Annotated in this window: 15 protein-coding genes; 7 read left to right on the forward strand and 8 right to left on the reverse strand. The window is 62.8% G+C overall.

Annotated features, from left to right (window positions below; all coding sequences use genetic code 11):
- Positions 1 to 26: 26 nt before the first annotated feature.
- Genes AC16XC_RS01725 through dusB form a run of 4 tightly spaced genes read right to left on the reverse strand, consistent with a single transcriptional unit; the run spans position 27 to position 5,813 of the window.
- Positions 27 to 2,246, reverse strand: coding sequence for a sensor histidine kinase (locus AC16XC_RS01725; RefSeq protein WP_484032904.1), 2,220 nt, complete (start codon positions 2,244 to 2,246; stop codon positions 27 to 29).
- 60 nt (positions 2,247 to 2,306) lie between these two features.
- Entirely contained in the window at positions 2,307 to 3,719 is a 1,413-nt protein-coding gene (locus AC16XC_RS01730; protein ID WP_484032905.1) for a sigma 54-interacting transcriptional regulator, read from the reverse strand.
- A gap of 19 nt (positions 3,720 to 3,738) precedes the next feature.
- Positions 3,739 to 4,800 (reverse strand): two-component system sensor histidine kinase NtrB, encoded by a 1,062-nt coding sequence (locus AC16XC_RS01735; protein ID WP_484032906.1) that lies wholly within the window; start codon positions 4,798 to 4,800, stop codon positions 3,739 to 3,741.
- A complete protein-coding gene (dusB, locus tag AC16XC_RS01740) occupies positions 4,797 to 5,813 on the reverse strand; it encodes a tRNA dihydrouridine synthase DusB (protein WP_484032907.1) in 1,017 nt (338 codons plus the stop codon). The genes AC16XC_RS01735 and dusB overlap by 4 nt, the downstream gene beginning before the upstream one ends.
- Positions 5,814 to 5,892: 79 nt before the next feature.
- Here dusB and AC16XC_RS01745 point away from each other — a divergent pair, with 79 nt between their 5' ends.
- Both AC16XC_RS01745 and AC16XC_RS01750 read left to right on the forward strand, forming a co-directional pair.
- On the forward strand, positions 5,893 to 7,050 hold the full coding sequence (locus tag AC16XC_RS01745; RefSeq protein ID WP_484032908.1) for a bifunctional 2-C-methyl-D-erythritol 4-phosphate cytidylyltransferase/2-C-methyl-D-erythritol 2,4-cyclodiphosphate synthase: 1,158 nt from the start codon (positions 5,893 to 5,895) through the stop codon (positions 7,048 to 7,050).
- A 13-nt stretch (positions 7,051 to 7,063) separates the two neighbouring features.
- Positions 7,064 to 7,591: a CinA family protein gene (locus AC16XC_RS01750; protein ID WP_484032909.1), complete on the forward strand. Its 528-nt coding sequence runs from the start codon at positions 7,064 to 7,066 to the stop codon at positions 7,589 to 7,591.
- Here the strand turns inward: AC16XC_RS01750 and AC16XC_RS01755 are convergent.
- Positions 7,552 to 8,013 (reverse strand): type II toxin-antitoxin system RatA family toxin, encoded by a 462-nt coding sequence (locus AC16XC_RS01755; protein WP_484032910.1) that lies wholly within the window; start codon positions 8,011 to 8,013, stop codon positions 7,552 to 7,554. The two genes, AC16XC_RS01750 and AC16XC_RS01755, sit on opposite strands and share 40 nt — an antisense overlap.
- 2 nt (positions 8,014 to 8,015) lie before the next feature.
- A complete protein-coding gene (gene lipA, locus AC16XC_RS01760) occupies positions 8,016 to 8,936 on the reverse strand; it encodes a lipoyl synthase (RefSeq protein ID WP_484032911.1) in 921 nt (306 codons plus the stop codon).
- A 58-nt stretch (positions 8,937 to 8,994) separates the two neighbouring features.
- Between lipA and AC16XC_RS01765 the strand changes: the two genes are divergently transcribed.
- Positions 8,995 to 9,648 (forward strand): carbonic anhydrase, encoded by a 654-nt coding sequence (locus AC16XC_RS01765; RefSeq protein WP_484032912.1) that lies wholly within the window; start codon positions 8,995 to 8,997, stop codon positions 9,646 to 9,648.
- A gap of 47 nt (positions 9,649 to 9,695) precedes the next feature.
- A complete protein-coding gene (locus tag AC16XC_RS01770; RefSeq protein WP_484032913.1) occupies positions 9,696 to 10,403 on the forward strand; it encodes an NYN domain-containing protein in 708 nt (235 codons plus the stop codon).
- A gap of 65 nt (positions 10,404 to 10,468) precedes the next feature.
- Here the strand turns inward: AC16XC_RS01770 and AC16XC_RS01775 are convergent, their stop codons facing one another.
- Positions 10,469 to 11,740, reverse strand: a complete 1,272-nt coding sequence (locus AC16XC_RS01775; RefSeq protein WP_484032914.1) for a hypothetical protein — start codon at positions 11,738 to 11,740, stop codon at positions 10,469 to 10,471.
- A 332-nt stretch (positions 11,741 to 12,072) separates the two neighbouring features.
- Between AC16XC_RS01775 and gyrA the strand changes: the two genes are divergently transcribed.
- Positions 12,073 to 14,853, forward strand: a complete 2,781-nt coding sequence (gene gyrA / locus AC16XC_RS01780; RefSeq protein ID WP_484032915.1) for a DNA gyrase subunit A — start codon at positions 12,073 to 12,075, stop codon at positions 14,851 to 14,853.
- 52 nt (positions 14,854 to 14,905) lie between these two features.
- Positions 14,906 to 15,685 carry a MerR family transcriptional regulator gene (locus tag AC16XC_RS01785; protein WP_484032916.1) on the forward strand — a complete coding sequence of 260 codons (780 nt, stop codon included), beginning with the start codon at positions 14,906 to 14,908 and terminating at the stop codon, positions 15,683 to 15,685.
- Here AC16XC_RS01785 and AC16XC_RS01790 read toward each other — a convergent pair.
- Complete coding sequence (locus AC16XC_RS01790; RefSeq protein WP_484032917.1) at positions 15,682 to 16,347, reverse strand: lysoplasmalogenase family protein; 666 nt, start codon at positions 16,345 to 16,347, stop codon at positions 15,682 to 15,684. The two genes, AC16XC_RS01785 and AC16XC_RS01790, sit on opposite strands and share 4 nt — an antisense overlap.
- A gap of 60 nt (positions 16,348 to 16,407) precedes the next feature.
- Between AC16XC_RS01790 and trmFO the strand changes: the two genes are divergently transcribed.
- Positions 16,408 to 17,739 (forward strand): methylenetetrahydrofolate--tRNA-(uracil(54)-C(5))-methyltransferase (FADH(2)-oxidizing) TrmFO, encoded by a 1,332-nt coding sequence (trmFO, locus tag AC16XC_RS01795; protein WP_484032918.1) that lies wholly within the window; start codon positions 16,408 to 16,410, stop codon positions 17,737 to 17,739.

Here is a 17,739-nt window from a genome sequence, read left to right on the forward strand (position 1 = left end):
ATAAACCTCCAATTCGAATAGTCCGTTCATTCCGCGGCCTCGCTGCCGCTGCGGGCCTGCAGTGGATCGCGGGCAAAGCGCAGCACCACCCTCGTCCCGCCGCCATCGACCGGCGAGAATGTCATTTCGCCGCCGTGCTCCTCGACGATCTTGTTGACGATGGCGAGGCCGAGTCCGGTGCCCTTTTCGCGCGTCGTGACATAGGGTTCGACGATCCGTTCGCGATCCACCGGCAAGCCGATACCGTTATCCGTGATCGAGACCGCCAGGGCATCGTCATCGGCGCTGACCGTTACCGAAATCCGGCCCCGGTAATCGGGTTCGGCGCCCTTCGATCGCGCGTCGACAGCCTCGGCGGCATTCTTGAGCACATTCGTCATTGCCTGGCCGAATTGGTGCCGGTCGCACGCGATCAGGCCGATATCGTCCTCGGCCGCGAACGAATAGTCGATCTCGGAGCGTGCGACTTCCTGCAGGAAGAGCGCCTGCCGAACAAGGTCGACCGCGTCTTCCTTGCGAAAGATCGGCTTGGGGAGCCTGGCGAACGAACTGAATTCGTCGACCATTTTCCTGAGGTCGCCGACCTGGCGAATAATCGTCGAAGTCAGCTCTTCGAACAGTTCGGAATCGCTCTCGATCTGTTTGCGGTAACGCCGGCTGAGGCGCTCGGTCGCAAGCTGGATCGGGGTCAGGGGGTTCTTGATCTCATGAGCGATGCGGCGCGCAACATCCGACCAGGCCGCCTGGCGCTGGTCGAGCAATTGGCGGGTGATGTCCTCGAACGTGATCACATGGCCTTCCGTTGCCGGGGCCAGTTTGACGGCGAGGGTCAGCAACTCGCCACCCTTGTTATACTGGACCAGGCCGCTCGACAGCTTTGCCTCGATCATTGCCGCTATATCGGGCGAGATTTCGGACAGTTTGAGTCCGACGGGCGTCGGACCGACGCGGTCGAGCAAGAGCTTTTGGGCCGAGCTGTTCATCAGCTGGACCTCGCCCTTGTCGTCGACCGAGATAATCCCGGCGGTGATCGATTCGAGCACCGCTTCGATAAATGCGCGACGCTCGGTCAACTGGTCGTTCGCGCCAAGCAGCGCGGCCGTCTGCTGTTCGATCTGGGCGGTCATGCGGTTGAAGGCGCGGTTGAGCAGGCCGATCTCGTCGGCGCCGGTCCGGCCCTCGACCCGCAAGGCATAATTGCCCTGCCCCACTTCGCGCGCGGCCGAAACCAGCTCGGTCAGCGGTCTGACCTGGCGATCGGCAAAGCGCAGGGCGAACCAGATCGCGAGGCCGACCAGTGCCAGGGAGACGAAAAACAGCGCGAAATTGAGCTGCAATTGCAGCGCCCGTGCGTTCTGCGTCAGCAGGTCGTAATCGCCGAGGACCTGTTCGGCCTGTTGCCACAGGCCAAGCCGGTTGGTGTCCTCGCCGCGGGCAGTGTAAAGAAAAATCCCGGCATCGCGATCGATCGGTGTGACGGCTTCGATCCGGTCGCCCCTGATCCAGACGATGATCTGTTCGCCGGCCTCGAGCCGTTCGATGAATTCGTTCGGGACCCGATCGCGCGCGGAGCTCTCGTCCGGACCGACAATGGCGGCGGTACTGAGGCTCCCGCCCGCGCCCTTCTGAAGGATCGCCGATTCGCTCAGTTCGCGACCCACCACCTGATAGAGGTAGTTCTCCTCGAAATCCGGGCTGGTAGTGGGATGTTCCTGCAGGACGAAACGCATGTCGCTGGCCATGGTGATGGTTTCGCTTTCGACATCGCGCTGGTTCTGGTCGTAATAGCCGCGCGCCAGTTCATTCGCATTCTCGAGCATGCTGCGCGAATTGTCGGAAAACCAGAATTCTACGCCCGACTGGAACAGTACCGAGGCGAAGATGGCCACCAGCAGGGTCGGGATCGCGGCAACGAGTGAAAAGAAGAATACCAGCCGGACATGCAGGCGCGCGGTGGTCTCACCCGCACGCTTCAGCGCCAGCCTCCTTCCTATCAGCACCAGCAACGCCATTGCGGGCAACAAGGTCCCCACCAGCAGCGCGGCGGCCAGGCCCGACGGAACGAGCTCTCCCGGTTGCGGCGATGCCGACAGCTTCAGCCAGCTAAAACCGAGCATGATCACCAGCACCACGCCGGCGGTCCATTCGAGCAAACCGAAAATGTTCGACCGCCGCGCTCCTACCAGCGCACGCCGCAACCATCGCGGGGACCATCGGCGGCTTGCTGGCAGGGGCTGATCCGGCATCGTTGCTCCTTTACAACGGGGCTGTTGCAGATTTGCAAGAGTTTTTCTGTGGGTTCGCGGCTAATTGCGCCGGACAAAGCCATCCGGATCGATTTCGAGGTCTTCGAGGCGTTTGCGCAAAGTGTTGCGATTGATGCCGAGAAGCTGCGAAGCGCGCAGCTGGTTGCCTCCGGTCTGCCGGAGAGCGTACTCGAAAAGCGGCTTTTCGAATGCCGCCAAGGCGCTGTGATATAGGGTCCCGCCAGCCGGATTTTCCTCGGACAGCCATGCCTGCAGCGCGGTCTGGAAGTCCACATTTTCGGCAACGGTTGCCGCGCCGGGCCGCTGGCCAAGCAGCGACTGGACGCTGGCGGCATCGATCACATCCTCGCGCGCCATCAGCGCCGCGCGGTAGACGAAATTGCGCAATTCGCGAACGTTGCCGCGCCAGGGGTGGCGCGAAAGCAGCTCCACCGCGTCGCTGTCGAACTGGCGGCGCGGAAGTCCTTCCTCGGCGGCTTGCGCGAGAAAATGCTTGGCGAGCGCTTCGATATCGCTCGCCCGTTCGCGCAGGGGAGGCAATTGGATCGGGACGACGTTGAGCCGGTAGAACAGGTCCTCGCGAAATTGCCCGGCCTCGATCAACGGTGCGAGATCCTTGTTGGTGGCGGCGATGATCCTGACGTCGATGGCGATCTCCTCGCTTCCCCCGACCCGCCTGATCCTGCCTGACTGCAATGCGCGCAACAGCCGGGTCTGCGCTTCGGCCGGCATGTCGCCGATTTCGTCGAGGAACAGCGTTCCTCCATGTGCCTGCTCGAACTTGCCGATCGCCCGGCCGATCGCACCGGTGAAAGCGCCCCGTTCGTGTCCGAACAGCTCGCTTTCGATCAGCTCGCGGGGAATAGCGGCGGCATTGACCGCGACGAACGGACCCTTGCTGCGGTGCCCGAGCTGGTGAATCGCTTCGGCGACAAGCTCCTTGCCGGTCCCGGATTCGCCCAGCACCAGCACTGTCAGATCATTGCGCAGGACGCGGGTGATCATGCGATAGACGCCCTGCATCGCCTGGCTGCGGCCGACCAGCGGCAGGCCGTCACCCGGCTGATCGGTCTCGTCTTGTTCGCCATCGCCGCTTTCGGCGGCCTGGCGAGCCGCGCGGACCAGTTCGTCGAGGTCGAACGGCTTGGGAAAATACTCGAACGCACCCGTATCGCTTGCCCGCACCGCCGTATCGAGCGTGTTCTGCGCCGACAGGATGATGATCGGCATGTCGGGATGCGCGGAATGCACTTCCCCCAGGGATTCGATGCCGTCGCCATCGGTCAGCATGACGTCGGTCAGCATGACGTCGTAGCGTCCTTTTGCGAGCAGCCTGTCGCGTCCGGCGATCGAATCGCACCGGTCGACCGCAAAGCCGTCGTCTTCGAGTGCGGCTGTCGTGACCAGCGCGATCGAGGTGTCGTCTTCTACCAGCAGGGCGCGCTTGGGCATTCCCGATTCCTTCCCGATCCTATTTCGCTTGCTGGAGGTGGACCTTGAAATGGGTCCAGCCCTGCTTCTCGTCGCGTTCATGCGTGATCCGGCCATTCATGTCGCGCACGAGCTTATTGACGAGCGCCAGACCCAGGCCCTGCCCGTTCTTCTTGCTCGACACGAAGGGTTCGAAAATATGGTCGCGCAGGGCCGGATCGATTCCCGGTCCGTTGTCGCTGATCCGCACTTCGATCGGCAGGCGGATCGGCCGCCCCAGGCGGATCGCGTTGAGTACCAGCCCGCTGACAAAGCGGGTGCGGATCTCGATCCTGGGACTTTCCGCGTCCCTGCATGCGTCGCGGGCGTTCGATATGAGGTTGATCAGCACCTGCACCAGTGCATCCTCGTTGCCCAGGACCGGCGGAAGCGAGGGATCGAATTCCTCGACCAGCACCACATTGTCGCCCAGCGTTTCGCCGGCCGCCTCCATCACGCTGATCGCGCGGCGGATAACTTCGTGGAGATTGCAGGGGCCAACCGGCTCGGGCTGCTCACGGCCGAGGTCCTGCATCCGGTCGACCAGCTTGGCGATCCGATCGACCTCATCGGCGATGAGGCTGGTCAGGGCCTTGTCCTTTTCGTCGATCTTGCGCCCGATGAGCTGGGCCGCGCCGCGGATCGCCGAGAGCGGGTTCTTGATTTCATGGGCAAGGATGGCGGGCGCGCGAAGCGGGGGATCGTCGCGCTCGCCCAGGGTCTCCGAACTGCCGATGTCGTGCATCGCCAGCATCTGCCACCCGGCATGGCCGATGACCGGAGAAAGCATCAGGTCCAGTTGCCGCTCCGGTTGGTCGCCAATCCGGGTCGCCACTGAATGCGCCGAAAGCTGGGCATCCCCGCGCGAGAGCCATTCGTAGAAGCGCTCGTCGCCGAAATTGGCGATGTCCTTGAGATTGCGTCCCGCCAGCTTTTTGAGCCCGATCCCGATCAACTGCTCAGCGGCCGGATTGGCACTGTTGATCGTGAGGTCAGGCTCGAGCAGCAACACCGCCATCGGCAGGCTGGCGAGCTGGGTCCTTGGCCTTGGCTCTTCGCTCACGCGGCGCGGCGCCTCAGGAAAGGTTCGTAGAATCGTTCCAGTTCCTCCAGCACAAGCCCGGCATCGTCGATAAAATTGACCTTGTTGCGGAAATCGGCCGAACCGTGCAGCCCCTTGGTGTACCATCCCAGATGCTTGCGCGCGATCTTGACGCCGACCTCTTCGCCGTAATGTTCGAGCATGCCGCGGTAATGCTCGACGAGGGTTTCGTATTGGACGTCGAAGCTCGGACTGGCGATCCGTTCGCCGGTCTGGAGGAAGTGCATCACCTGCACGAGCAGCCACGGCCTGCCATATGCGCCCCGCCCGATCATCACCCCGTCCGCCCCGCTCTCGTCGAGCGCACGGGCAGCATCGTCCTCGCTGCAGATATCGCCATTGACGATCACCGGGATCGACACAGCCCGTTTGACCTTGCGGATGAAGCCCCAGTCGGCATGGCCCTTGTACATCTGGTTGCGCGTCCGGCCGTGGACGGTGATCATCCTCGCGCCCAGGTCTTCGGCAATATGCGCCAGTTCGGGCGCATTGAGGCTGGAGTGATCCCAGCCCATGCGCATCTTGACCGTCACCGGAACCGACACCGCCTTCACCGTTGCCTCGATCAGGCTGGCGGCCAGCGCAAGGTCGCGCATCAGTGCCGATCCGGCGTCGCCATTGGTCACCTTGCGCACCGGGCAGCCCATATTGATATCGATGATGGCCGCACCGCGATCCTCGCTCAGTTTCGCGGCTTCGCCCATCTCGTATGGCGTGCAGCCGACCAGCTGCATCGAAACGGGCTCTTCGGTGGAATCCCACGCCGCCTTCTGGATCGACTGGCGGGTTTCGCGGATTGCCGCCGGGCTGGCGATCATCTCGGTCACGTTGAGCCCCGAGCCGAACCGGCGCACCAGCTTGCGAAACGGCAAGTCCGTTACCCCGGTCATCGGGGCCAGGATCACCGGGCAAGCGATCGTGACATCGCCGACCTGGATTGGCTTGAGGCGCGGACTATGGGCTGGTTCGGTCATTGCGGGGTTGTGTGCCTAAAATTTGGGCAGGCGCATAGTGGATTGCACCCTCCCCCGCAAGCGGTTAGGCGCGCCGTCGATGGACAGTCCCGGCCATTCCCAAACACGCGGCTTCGCTGCTGTGATCGTCGCAGCCGGCCAGGGAATGCGCGCCGGGCAGCCGGTTCCAAAGCAATTTGCGCGGTGGCGAGGCAAGCCGCTGCTGCGCCATTCGGTGGAAGCCTTGTCGGCGGCCGGTGCCGATCCGATTATCGTGGCAATACCGGAAAATGCGGAGGCAATTGCCCGCGAAGCGCTTGCCGGGATTGCCGATGTAAGTCTCGTCGCGGGAGGCACGACGCGCCAATCGTCGGTCAGGAACGCCTTGGAGGCCCTGGGCGATACGATGCCGGCAAGGGTGCTGATTCACGATGCGGCACGGCCGAATGTTCCCCGCGCGGTCATCGATCGCCTGCTGGAAGCACTCGGGAGCAAGCCGGGCGCGATCCCCGTGCTTCCGGTCGTCGACAGTCTTGCGCAGGACGCCGGTGGCGTGATGGCCGGCTCAGCTCCGCGAGAAGACCTGCGCCGTGTGCAGACCCCCCAAGCCTTTTGTTATCCGGATATCCTGGCAGCTCATCGGTCGTGGCAGGGTGACGCCATTGCCGGCGACGATGCCCAGGTTGCCATGGCGGCCGGATTGAAGGTAGCGCTGGTTGCCGGCGACGAGAAGATGCGCAAATTGACCTATTCCGAAGATTTTGCGGACGAGCTGCCGGCCGTCAGGACCGGAAGCGGCTTCGATGTCCATCGCCTCGTCGAGGGCGAGGAGCTTTGGCTGTGCGGGGTCAGGATCGAGCACGACAAGGGCCTTTCAGGCCATAGCGACGCCGATGTCGCGATCCATGCCCTAGTCGATGCGCTGCTGGGGGCGGCGGGCGCCGGCGACATTGGCGAACACTTCTCTCCGCACGATTCACGCTGGAAGGGCGCATCCTCGGATCGGTTCCTTGCCCATGCGGTCGCGCTGGTCGGCGAGGCCGGTTATCGTATCGGCAATGTCGACCTCACAATCATCTGCGAACAGCCGAAGATCGGCCCGCACCGGGACGCCATGCGCAAACGGCTTGCGGAGCTGATCGGTATCGACATCGGGCTGGTCAGCGTCAAGGCAACCACCACCGAACGGCTCGGATTTACGGGACGTGGAGAGGGAATTGCCGCGCAGGCCGCCGCAACGATCCTCCTGGATCACTGACTGGAGCTTTACCTTGTCCCTGTTTGGCGAAAGCAAGAGTAGTTCGAAGGACTTCCTCCTTCCCGAAGACATCGTCTCCCTGGCGAAGCGGGTCGTCGAAGAAAATGCCAGAATCGGCCGCACGGTCGCGCTCGCGGAAAGCTGTACCGGCGGGCTGGTCGCCGCCGCCTTGACGGAGATCCCCGGTTCTTCGGCCGTGCTCGATCGGAGCTTCGTAACCTATTCGAACGAGGCGAAGCAGGAACTGCTGGGCGTGCCTCAGGATATTATCGAGGCATTCGGCGCAGTGTCGATTGCCTGCGTCTTCGCCATGGCCCAGGGCGCGCTCAAGCACAGCCTGGCCGACATGGCGGTCGCGATCAGCGGGATTGCCGGCCCGGACGGCGGCAGCGAATTGAAGCCTGTCGGCACGGTGGTGTTTGCAACGGCGGTCAGGGGAATGGGCGATCCGATCCCCAATGAACGTCATTTCGAAGAGACGACCCGCGCGGGTGTGCGGCGTCAGGCGACGCTCGTCGCGCTCGATTTGCTGCTGCCGTAAAGCTCGTCCGCCCGGGCCTCGAACGCCGCAACCATTTTTCGAAAGGCGCGGTCGAAATACTGTCCGGCCAAGGCCTCGAACAGCCGGTTCCTGAAGGTGAAGCGGACCGAAAACTCGATCTCGCACCCACCCTCCGGCAGGTCCCGAAACAGCCAGATATTGTCGAGATCGCGCATCGGACCATCGAGATAGATCACTTCGATCCGGCTTGGGCGGTCCTTGAGTACCCGCGACGTGAATTTCTCGCGCATCGCCTTGAAGCCGACCAGCAGGTCGGCGATCATCTCGCTTTCGCTGTCCGATGTGATCCTGACGCCGACGACCCAGGGCAGGAATTCATCGTACCGGCCAACATCGGCGACCAGGTCGAACATCTGCGCGGCGCTGTAAGGGAGCCGCTTGGTCTCGTGAATTCCCGGCATTGCTAGGCTTTGGCGAGCCTGGCTTCGCGGGCGTCGCGCATTTGGGCAAAATCCTCTCCGGCATGGTAGCTCGAACGGGTCAGCGGGCTCGATGCCACCTGCAGGAACCCCTTTGCCCGGGCGATGGCTCCAAACGCGTCGAACACTTTGGGCGGGACAAAATCCTTCACCGCCGCGTGCTTGGGGGTCGGCTGGAGGTATTGCCCCATGGTGATGAAATCGACATCCGCGCTGCGCATGTCGTCCATCACCTGGTGAACTTCGAGCCGTTCCTCGCCCAGCCCCAGCATGATCCCGCTCTTGGTGAAGATCAGCGGATCGTGCCGTTTGACTTCCTCAAGCAGCCTTAGCGAAGCGTAATAGCGCGCGCCCGGTCGGATCGTCGGGTAAAGCCGCGGAACCGTTTCAAGATTGTGGTTGTAGACATCCGGGCCTGCCTGGCAGATCGCTTCGACTGCCTCGCGCATCTTGCCACGGAAATCGGGAGTCAGGATCTCGATCGTCGTCTTCGGTGTGGTCCGGCGCAGCGCCTCGATCACCTTGACAAACTGCCCTGCTCCGCCGTCGGGCAGATCGTCGCGGTCGACCGAGGTCACCACGATATGCTCGAGCCCCAGCCTGGCCGCCGCCATCGCGACATGCTCGGGTTCGAGCGGATCGACCGCGCGGGGCATGCCGGTTTTGACGTTGCAGAACGCACACGCCCTGGTGCAGACGTCGCCCAGAATCATAACCGTAGCGTGCTTCTTGCTCCAGCATTCGCCGATATTGGGACAGGCCGCCTCTTCGCACACCGTATTGAGATTCAGCTCGCGCATCAGGTCGCGCGTGTTGCGATAGCCCTCGCTGACCGGGGCCTTGACCCTTATCCAGTCGGGTTTTCGCTGCCTTTCGGGGCGCGGTGCGGCGGCGAGATCATTCATGGGGACCATCTAGGCTTGAGGCTTGCCAGTCGCAAGCATGCGCGGCAAATGCCGGACCATGAGCGTTCCCTCCTCGCCCGAACTCGACGAATTGATCCGCGGCTACCGGCGCTTTCGCGAACATCGCTGGCATCCCCAGCACGATCGCTGGGCATCGCTCAAACAGGGCCAATCACCGCGTGTGATGGTGATCGCCTGTTCCGACAGCAGGGTCGACCCGGCCCAGATTTTCGACGTCGATCCGGGCGAGATCTTCGTGGTCCGCAATGTCGCGGCGATGGTGCCCCCGTTCGAGACTTCGCCGGGCCACCACGGGGTGTCAGCGGCGCTCGAATTCGCGGTCCAGGTACTCAAGGTGAAGGAAATCCTGGTGATGGGGCACGGCATGTGCGGCGGTTGCAAGGCCGCCCTCACGCAGGAGCTTCACGGGACCGAGCCGGGCGAAGGCGGCTTCATCGCGGACTGGATTGCCATGCTCGACGATGCGCGCGTTGCAGTGGTGAAAGAATTCGGCACCGAGGGGCGCGATGCCGAGCGCGCGATGGAGCACGCTGGCGTGCGGGTCAGTCTGCGCAACTTGCGCACATTCCCATGTGTCAAAAGCAAGGAAAGGACCGGCGAGCTGGCGCTGCGCGGTGCCTTTTTCGCGATTTCCGATGGCATCCTCCACATCCTTGACGAGCAGGCGGACAAGTTCCGTCCCGCCCTGTAACCGGCGCGCCCTTGCCACCGGCGCGCAGGAGGACCATCTAACAGCCCATGTCCGAAGCCCCGCTCAAGAACATCGCGCTGCTGATCGACGCCGACAATGCGAGCCATGCCGGGATCGACCCCGTGCTTACCGTGCTGGCGGAGCTTGGCCAGGTCAATATCCGGCGTGCCTATGGCAATTGGGCCAAGCCCGCCCTCGCCAAGTGGAACCAGATCACCCATCGTTACGGCTTGCAGCCGCAGCAGCAATTCGACCTCACCAAGGGCAAGAACGCCACGGACATGGCGATGACGATCGATGCGATCGACCTGCTTTATGACGGCAAGGTAGACGGTTTCGGGATCATGAGCTCCGATAGCGACTTCACGCCGCTGGTGACTCGCCTCAGGCAGGACGGGCTGATCGTCTACGGATTTGGCAGCGCCAAGGCGCCCGAGGCGTTCAAGACCGCCTGCACCCGCTTCATCGAGGTCGACAGCCTGATCAAGACCGCCGCGGCCGAGGACGGCAAGAGTACGGGCACACCGGTCGACGTCGAGCTGGTCGACCTGCTCGGCGCTGCCTGGAAGGCGGCGAACCGCGACGATGACGGGTTCGCCAAGCTGCAGGAAGTCGGCCAGATCGCCGGAAACCGTTCGAGTTTCGACGTACGCAACTACGGCTTCAAACGGCTATCCGACCTGTTCCGCGGGATCGACAATTTCGAACTCAAGCGGCTCAAGGACAACCAGCTCTACGTGCGGCGCCTGCGCTAGCGGCAAAAAATGGGCGCGGAAGTTGCCCTCCGCGCCGCACAGGATCGGGCAATATTCGACGCGTCTCAGCTCATCGTGTCGATATAGGCCAGCCACATGGACGCGACAAAGGCACGGTTCCCGGTGACCTTGGCAAAATTGGCCTTCGCCTCGTCAAACTTGTCCTGCATGGCCTGGGCCACGGCCAACCGCATGGTCATCCGGTTTGCGTCTTCGCCGCGATCGAGCGCCAGCTGGTAGAATTCTTCCGCATCGGCATAGCGGCCGAGCGAGAAGAAATTGTCGGCCGTCGCCCGCGCGCTCAGTGAATCCGCTGCCGTGCGAGCATTCGCCGCATCCTCATCGGCCGCATTGCGATCCTCGGCGGCCCGTGCCGCGGCCACCTCGCGCGCTTCCTTCACGAATACGTCTTCGGAGTTCAGCAGACCCAGCGCGATCGCTTCCTCGATCACGGGCAAGACTTCATTGGCCATTCGACGCGCATCGGCCGCTTCGATGTAATCGACATAGGTTCGCGCCTCTTCCATCGAATTGGTAACGCGCATGAGCCGGAACAGGTCGAGCGATTCGTCTGCCGTGAAATCGAAGGAATCGAGCACAACCCGGAGCGAAGTATTCCAGGTGCCCTCTCCAGGATGGGCTTTGACCAGATCGGCGGACCGCTTGACGATCTGGTCCTTGATCTCCTCGTCATAGGCGACCTGCAGCGCCCGGCGATAGGTATCTTCCGGGATTGCGGACCCGCGATCTCCAATGACCTTGTCCAGCTCATTCAGGCCTTCGACAAACTGATCCTGGCCGAAATAGGTCTCGGCATAGAGTCGCTCGAGGTTGTCGGCCTGGTGGCCAAGGTCGATGGCGTTCTTCAGATAGGTTCGGGCATTGGCGTAATCGCGCGCGTCATAGGCCAGACTGCCGACATAATAGTTGAACAGCGGAACCTGATCGGGCGCCGACTTGCCGCTGTCGACCATCAGCTTGAGCCCCTTGTATTGCAGGGCCGGCTCGCGCAGCTTGTTGCCGAAATTGAGGTTGAACTGGCCGGTGGCGTATTTGTCGTCGGCATTGACGGAAAGCGGTTCCAGGGCTTCCAGCTTGGCAAACACGCCTCCAAGCGCCGCATCGAGCTGGGCCTTCAGTTCGGCCTTCCGGGCGCCATCGGCCGCCGCCACCTGGCTGACCAGCGCCTGGATCTGGGCATCCGAGTCGGTCTTGGCGACCGCGTCGCTGATCGGCGCGGCGGCCGAACGCCAGCCATCCGAATAGTCCTGGGCCGCGGCTGGCGATACAGCCAGACCGGCGCCCGCAACCCCGCCAATTGCCAGCGCCATCGCCATGGCCGCTTTTGCAAGCAAGCGGCCTTTTGCGGTCGTGCGGGCCGTATTGTTAGCGAAAATCATCAAACTCTCTCCTGTCAGGATTCCGTGGGGACCGGCGCCCCGCTTCCATCGGGGGCGCTACTGCCGTGTTGCGGCCGATTTTGCAAATGCGACCTATGTTTTCGGCAGTGAACGGCGATTGAACGCTGCGCTTTGCCTGGCTTCATCCAAATGTGGATAAAGCAGCCGTTTGGAGGTCTGCAAATACGGTTTGACTGGCGGATTTCCGCGCCTTCCCCTAGAGTCCCCGCACATAAATCCAGCCCGAAAACAACGACAGAAGAGCGCAGTTGAGCGACATTACCGATACTCTCGATTCTCTGCCCCCGGCGGGCGAATTTCCCAGGGTCGATATCGTCGACGAAATGAAGACGAGCTATCTCGATTACGCGATGAGCGTGATCGTGGCTCGCGCCCTGCCCGATGTCCGCGACGGCCTGAAACCGGTCCACCGGAGGATCCTGTGGGCCAGTCATGAAGGCGGCTTCGTCGCCGGGAAACCTTATCGCAAATCGGCCAAGATTGTCGGCGATACGATGGGCAATTACCATCCGCACGGCAACCAGGCGATCTACGATGCGCTCGCGCGGATGGTGCAATGGTGGTCGCTGCGAGTGCCGCTGATCGACGGCCAGGGCAATTTCGGTTCGATGGATCCCGATCCGCCGGCGGCGGAACGCTACACCGAGGCGCGGCTGGCCAAGGTCGCCAATGCTCTGCTCGACGATATCGACAAGAACACGGTCGACTTCGTACCCAATTATGACGGTTCGCGTGAGGAGCCAACCGTCCTTCCGGCGGGTTTCCCCAACATCCTGGTCAACGGCGCGGGCGGCATCGCCGTCGGCATGGCGACCAATATTCCCCCGCACAATCTCGGCGAGGTCATCAACGGCTGCCTGGCCTTCATCGATCGCATGATGAGCGGCGGGCCGGCGATCACCAGCGAAGAATTGTTCGAGATCATCCCGGGACCCGATTTCCCCACGGCCCCGCTCATCCTCGGATCGTCCGGATCGAGGGCGGCATATACGACTGGACGCGGTTCGATCCTGATGCGCAGTCGGCATGTGATCGAGGAAGGTCGCGGGGACAGGAAGTCGATCGTGTTCACGTCGATTCCGTTCCAGGTCGGCAAGGCAAACCTCGTCGAAAAGATCGCCGATGCCGCAAAGGAAAAACGGGTCGAGGGAATTTCCGACATTCGCGATGAATCCAATCGCGATGGCGTGAGAGTCGTCATCGACCTCAAACGCGACGCGACGCCCGATGTCGTGCTCAACCAGCTGTGGCGGCACACCCCCGCCCAGGCGAGCTTTGCCGCCAACATGCTGGCCATTCGCGGCGGGCGGCCCGAAGTGCTGACCCTGCGCGATATGATCCAGGCGTTCATTTCCTTCCGCGAGGAAGTGATCACGCGGCGAACCAAGTTCGAACTCGCCAAGGCGCGCAACCGCGCACATATCCTGCTCGGCCTTGTCCTCGCGGTGAGCCATCTCGACGAAGTCGTCGCGATGATCCGCGGCGCGGCAAACCCCGCCGATGCCAGGGCAAAGCTTTTGGCAAGGGAATGGGCCACTGCCGAGATTGCGCCCTATCTCGCGCTGGTCGAGGCGGTCGAACCGAAACTCGGAGCTTCGAAGGGCAATTATCGCCTTTCCGAAACGCAGGTGAAGGCGATTCTCGACCTGCGATTGCACCGGTTGACCGCACTCGGCCGCGACGAGATCGGCGAAGAATTGAAGGGACTGGCGGCCGCGATCGAGGAGTATCTCGCGATCCTGGCCGACCGGGCCAGGCTCTACGACGTGATGCGCGCGGAGCTGACGGAGATCCGCGATACCTATGCCACGCCGCGGGTCGCCGAAATTGCGCCTGCCTGGGACGGGATCGAGGACGAAGACCTGATCGAGCATGAGGACATGGTCGTGACCGTCACCATGGACGGTTACATCAAGCGGACTGCGCTCTCGACCTTCCGCGCCCAGCATCGCGGCGGAAAGGGCCGGGCCGGGATGACCACAAAGGAAGAGGATGCGGTGAGCGACATGTTCGTCACCAGCACCCACAATCCGGTGCTGTTCTTTTCCACTGCCGGCAAGGTCTACCGGCTCAAGGTCTGGAGGCTGCCTGAAGGCGGCCCCGCGACTCGCGGCAGGCCGATCGTCAACCTCCTCCCGGCACTCGACGAAGGCGAGACGATAGCGACGGTCCTGCCCCTGCCCGAAGACGAGGACAGCTGGGGTGCACTGAGCGTCGTCTTCGCGACCGCCAAGGGCAATGTCAGGCGCAACTCGATGGATGCATTCGCCAATATCCCGTCTAACGGCAAGCTCGCCATGCGTTTCGAGGAAGGTTCGGACGACCGCCTGATTGGCGTCGCCTTGCTCGAAGAATCCGACGATGTCCTGTTGGCCTCGCGCCAGGGCAAGGCGATCCGCTTTGCAGGCGATGATGTGCGGGAATTCACCAGCAGAACATCCACCGGCGTGCGGGGGATGAAACTCAAGAAGGGCGATGAGGTGGTCTCGCTCTCGATCCTGCATCGCGTTGGAACCGAAGCGGAAGAACGGGAGGAATACCTGCGCTACGCACCCTGGAAGGCGGAGAAGGAGGGCGAGCCGTCGCTTTCGTCCGAACGTTTCGACGAGCTTGCGGAAAAGGAGCAATTCATCCTCACCGTGTGCGCCAACGGCTATGGCAAGCTCTCCTCGGCCTATGAATACCGGCGCATCGGGCGCGGCGGCCAAGGGATCCTCAACATCGACAATATCGATCGCAATGGCCCGGTCGTTGCCAGTTTCTCGGTCAGAAATGGTGACCAGCTCATGCTGGTGACCGACCATGCCAAGCTCATCCGCCTCCCGATCGACCTGCGCCACATGGTCGAGGACCCGGACCTCGCCGAGAAGGCTATGCGCATTATCGGGCGCGGTTCGGCCGGCGTGCGCCTGTTCAACGTTGCCGAAGGTGAACAGGTCGTCAGCGCGGTGCGGATAGAAGAGGAGGAAATCGCGGTTGACGATCCGGACCAGGACGCTGCGCCGCCACCCCGTCAAGAAGATGCTTGACCCTCACGCAAGGTGAGGGACTATTGAGTCGTCCTGCGGAAGGACGACGATCATGAGCAGGTACACCGTCAAGCAGCTTGCGAGGCTCTCAGGGGTCTCGGTCCGCACGCTGCATCATTACGACGAGATCGGGCTGCTCAGGCCGGCGTTCGTTGGCGAGAATCGCTATCGCTATTACGGGCGCGACGAACTGCTGCGCCTGCAGGACATCATGTTCCATCGCGAACTGGGTGTCCCGCTCAAGGACATTGCCCGGCTGCTCGTCTCGGACGGGCGCGACCGGGTTGAGATCCTCACCGGGCATCGCGCCGAACTGGCCGAACGGCTCAAGCGCTCCCGCCAGCTCCTCCGCACCATCGACCGCACGATTGCGGAATTGAACGGAGAACAGGCAATGAAGGACAAGCAACTCTACCAGGGCTTTGACCCGAAGAAACAGGCCGAATACGAGGACTGGCTGGTCAAGGAATATGACGGGCCGGGCGACATGCAGTCCGGGATCGACCACAGCAGGGCACACTGGGCGAAGCAAGGCGACGAGAAGTTCCAGGAGGCGATCGCCGCGGGCACCAAAGCCGAGGATGAGCTGGCGGAACAGTTTCGCGCCGGAGTGGATCCGGCTTCGGTCGATCTCGATCCGCTGTTCGACCGCCACCGCGCCTGGATTGCGCAAATGTGGGGCCGCGATTGCCCGCGCGATGGCTATGGCGGAATGGCCGACCTCTACCTCGCCCATCCAGACTTTAGAAAGCATTTCGATGCGCGCGGCGAGGGATTTCTAGACTGGCTGGCGCAGGCGATGAGAGCCTATGCCGCACGCGCCTCAGGCTAAGCGTGGTGGTCGCGCCGCAGGGTCTGGATCACCCCGGTGCAGATCAGGAACTGGCCGATATAGTAAAGCGGCCAGATCAGGAGGTGGGGCAGGTTGCCGATCGCGGACTGGATGCCTGCCCCGCCCATCCGCGCGAAGATCAGCATATCCGAAGCCACGAACAGTAGCACGCCGATGCCGACATGGTAGCGCGAAAAGCGGCTCGTCCATGCTGCCCCCGCCATCCCGCCGAGCGCCAGGGCGTAGATCGCCACGCCCCAGTCGCGCGACAGCAACCAGGCTGCCAGCGGCGTCAGCAGCAACAGCGCGACAGCCGCGCCCTTCTGGCTCGGCGTGAGGTGGTCCCTGCGATTATGCGGCTGGAGGTAAAGCGTCAGCGCAACAACATGGCTGGCGAAGAAGACCAGCCCCCCTTCCCGCGGGTAGAATTCGATCACCATGTCGGCAATCGCCGCAATGGCCATCACGGCAGCAATCATGAGAGCATCGCGCCCCTTCTGCCGCAGCACGGCATAGGTGGCGAGCAAGGCGCAGGCGGCGCCCTTCACAAACGCGAGATAGAGTTCCGGGAAATAGCCCTCGCGCAAGATGTAATAGGCCACCGCGGCAGCGATGCTCAGCAGCAGATAGGGGCGCTTCTCCAGCAATGCATGCCTGCTCATGACACTCTCCTGTCCGACGCTTGGCCTTGAAAATGCGCCAGCGCAAGCTAGGCGGGGTTGATGGCGCATGACATCCACATAATCGGCGGCGGGCTCGCCGGCTGCGAGGCGGCTTGGCAACTCGCGCGGCGTGGATTCAAGGTCAGGCTCTCGGAAATGCGCGGCGGCGGGGACATGACCCCCGCCCACCAGACCGACGGGCTGGCCGAGCTGGTCTGCTCCAACAGTTTTCGCTCCGACGATGATGAACGCAATGCGGTGGGGCTGCTGCATCACGAGATGCGAAGGCTGGATTCGCTCGTCATGCGGGCCGCGGAGATTGCAAAGGTTCCCGCCGGCTCGGCCCTGGCGGTCGACCGCGATGCCTTTTCCGCCGAAGTCGAACGCACGCTGGCTGAACATCCCCACGTCGAGATCGTCCGCGAGCGGATCGACGCCCTGCCCGGGTCCGGCCCGGCAATTGTCGCAACCGGCCCGCTTACCGCCGCGAAGCTCGCGGATAGCATCGTGCAGGCGACCGGCCAGGACCGGCTGGCCTTTTTCGACGCGATCGCACCCATCATCCATTTCGAGAGTATCGACATGGACAGATGCTGGTTCCAGTCCCGCTGGAACAAGGGCGACGGAAGGGATTACATCAACTGCCCGATGGACAAGGAGCAGTATCTCGCCTTCCATCGCGGCCTGCTCGAGGGCGAAAAGACCGAGTTCAGGCAATGGGAAGCCCACACGCCCTATTTCGAAGGCTGCATGCCGATCGAAGTAATGGCCGCGCGCGGGGTCGATACGCTGCGCTACGGGCCGATGAAGCCGGTCGGGCTCGACGATCCCAGGACGGGTCGCTGGCCTTACGCCGTGGTGCAGCTGCGGCAGGACAACAAGCTCGGCACGCTGTGGAACATGGTCGGCTTCCAGACCAAGCTCAAGCACGGCGCCCAGGTTGAACTGTTCCGCACGATTCCCGGCCTCGAGAATGCCGAATTCGCGCGGCTCGGCGGCCTGCACCGCAATACCTTCATCAATTCGCCGATCCTGCTCGACCGGCAATTGCGCTTGAGGAATGCGGGGCATATCCGCTTTGCCGGCCAGATCACCGGCTGCGAAGGCTATGTCGAAAGCGCGGCGGTGGGTTTGCTGGCGGGACTGATGGCGGCGACCGAACTGTCAGGCGAATCCTGGACTTCCCCGCCCGCGACATCGGCCATGGGCGCCTTGCTGTCCCACATCACCGGTGACGCCGTGGCCGAGAGCTACCAGCCCATGAATGTCAATTTCGGCCTGTTCCCGCCGCTTCACGATGTGAGGAAGAAGGCCAGGAAGGAAGCCTATACCGAACGAGGCAAAGCGGATTTCGGCGCATGGCTTGCCGTATTGGAGACTGTTCCGGCCTGA

This window comes from Candidatus Andeanibacterium sp., assembly GCF_057143545.1.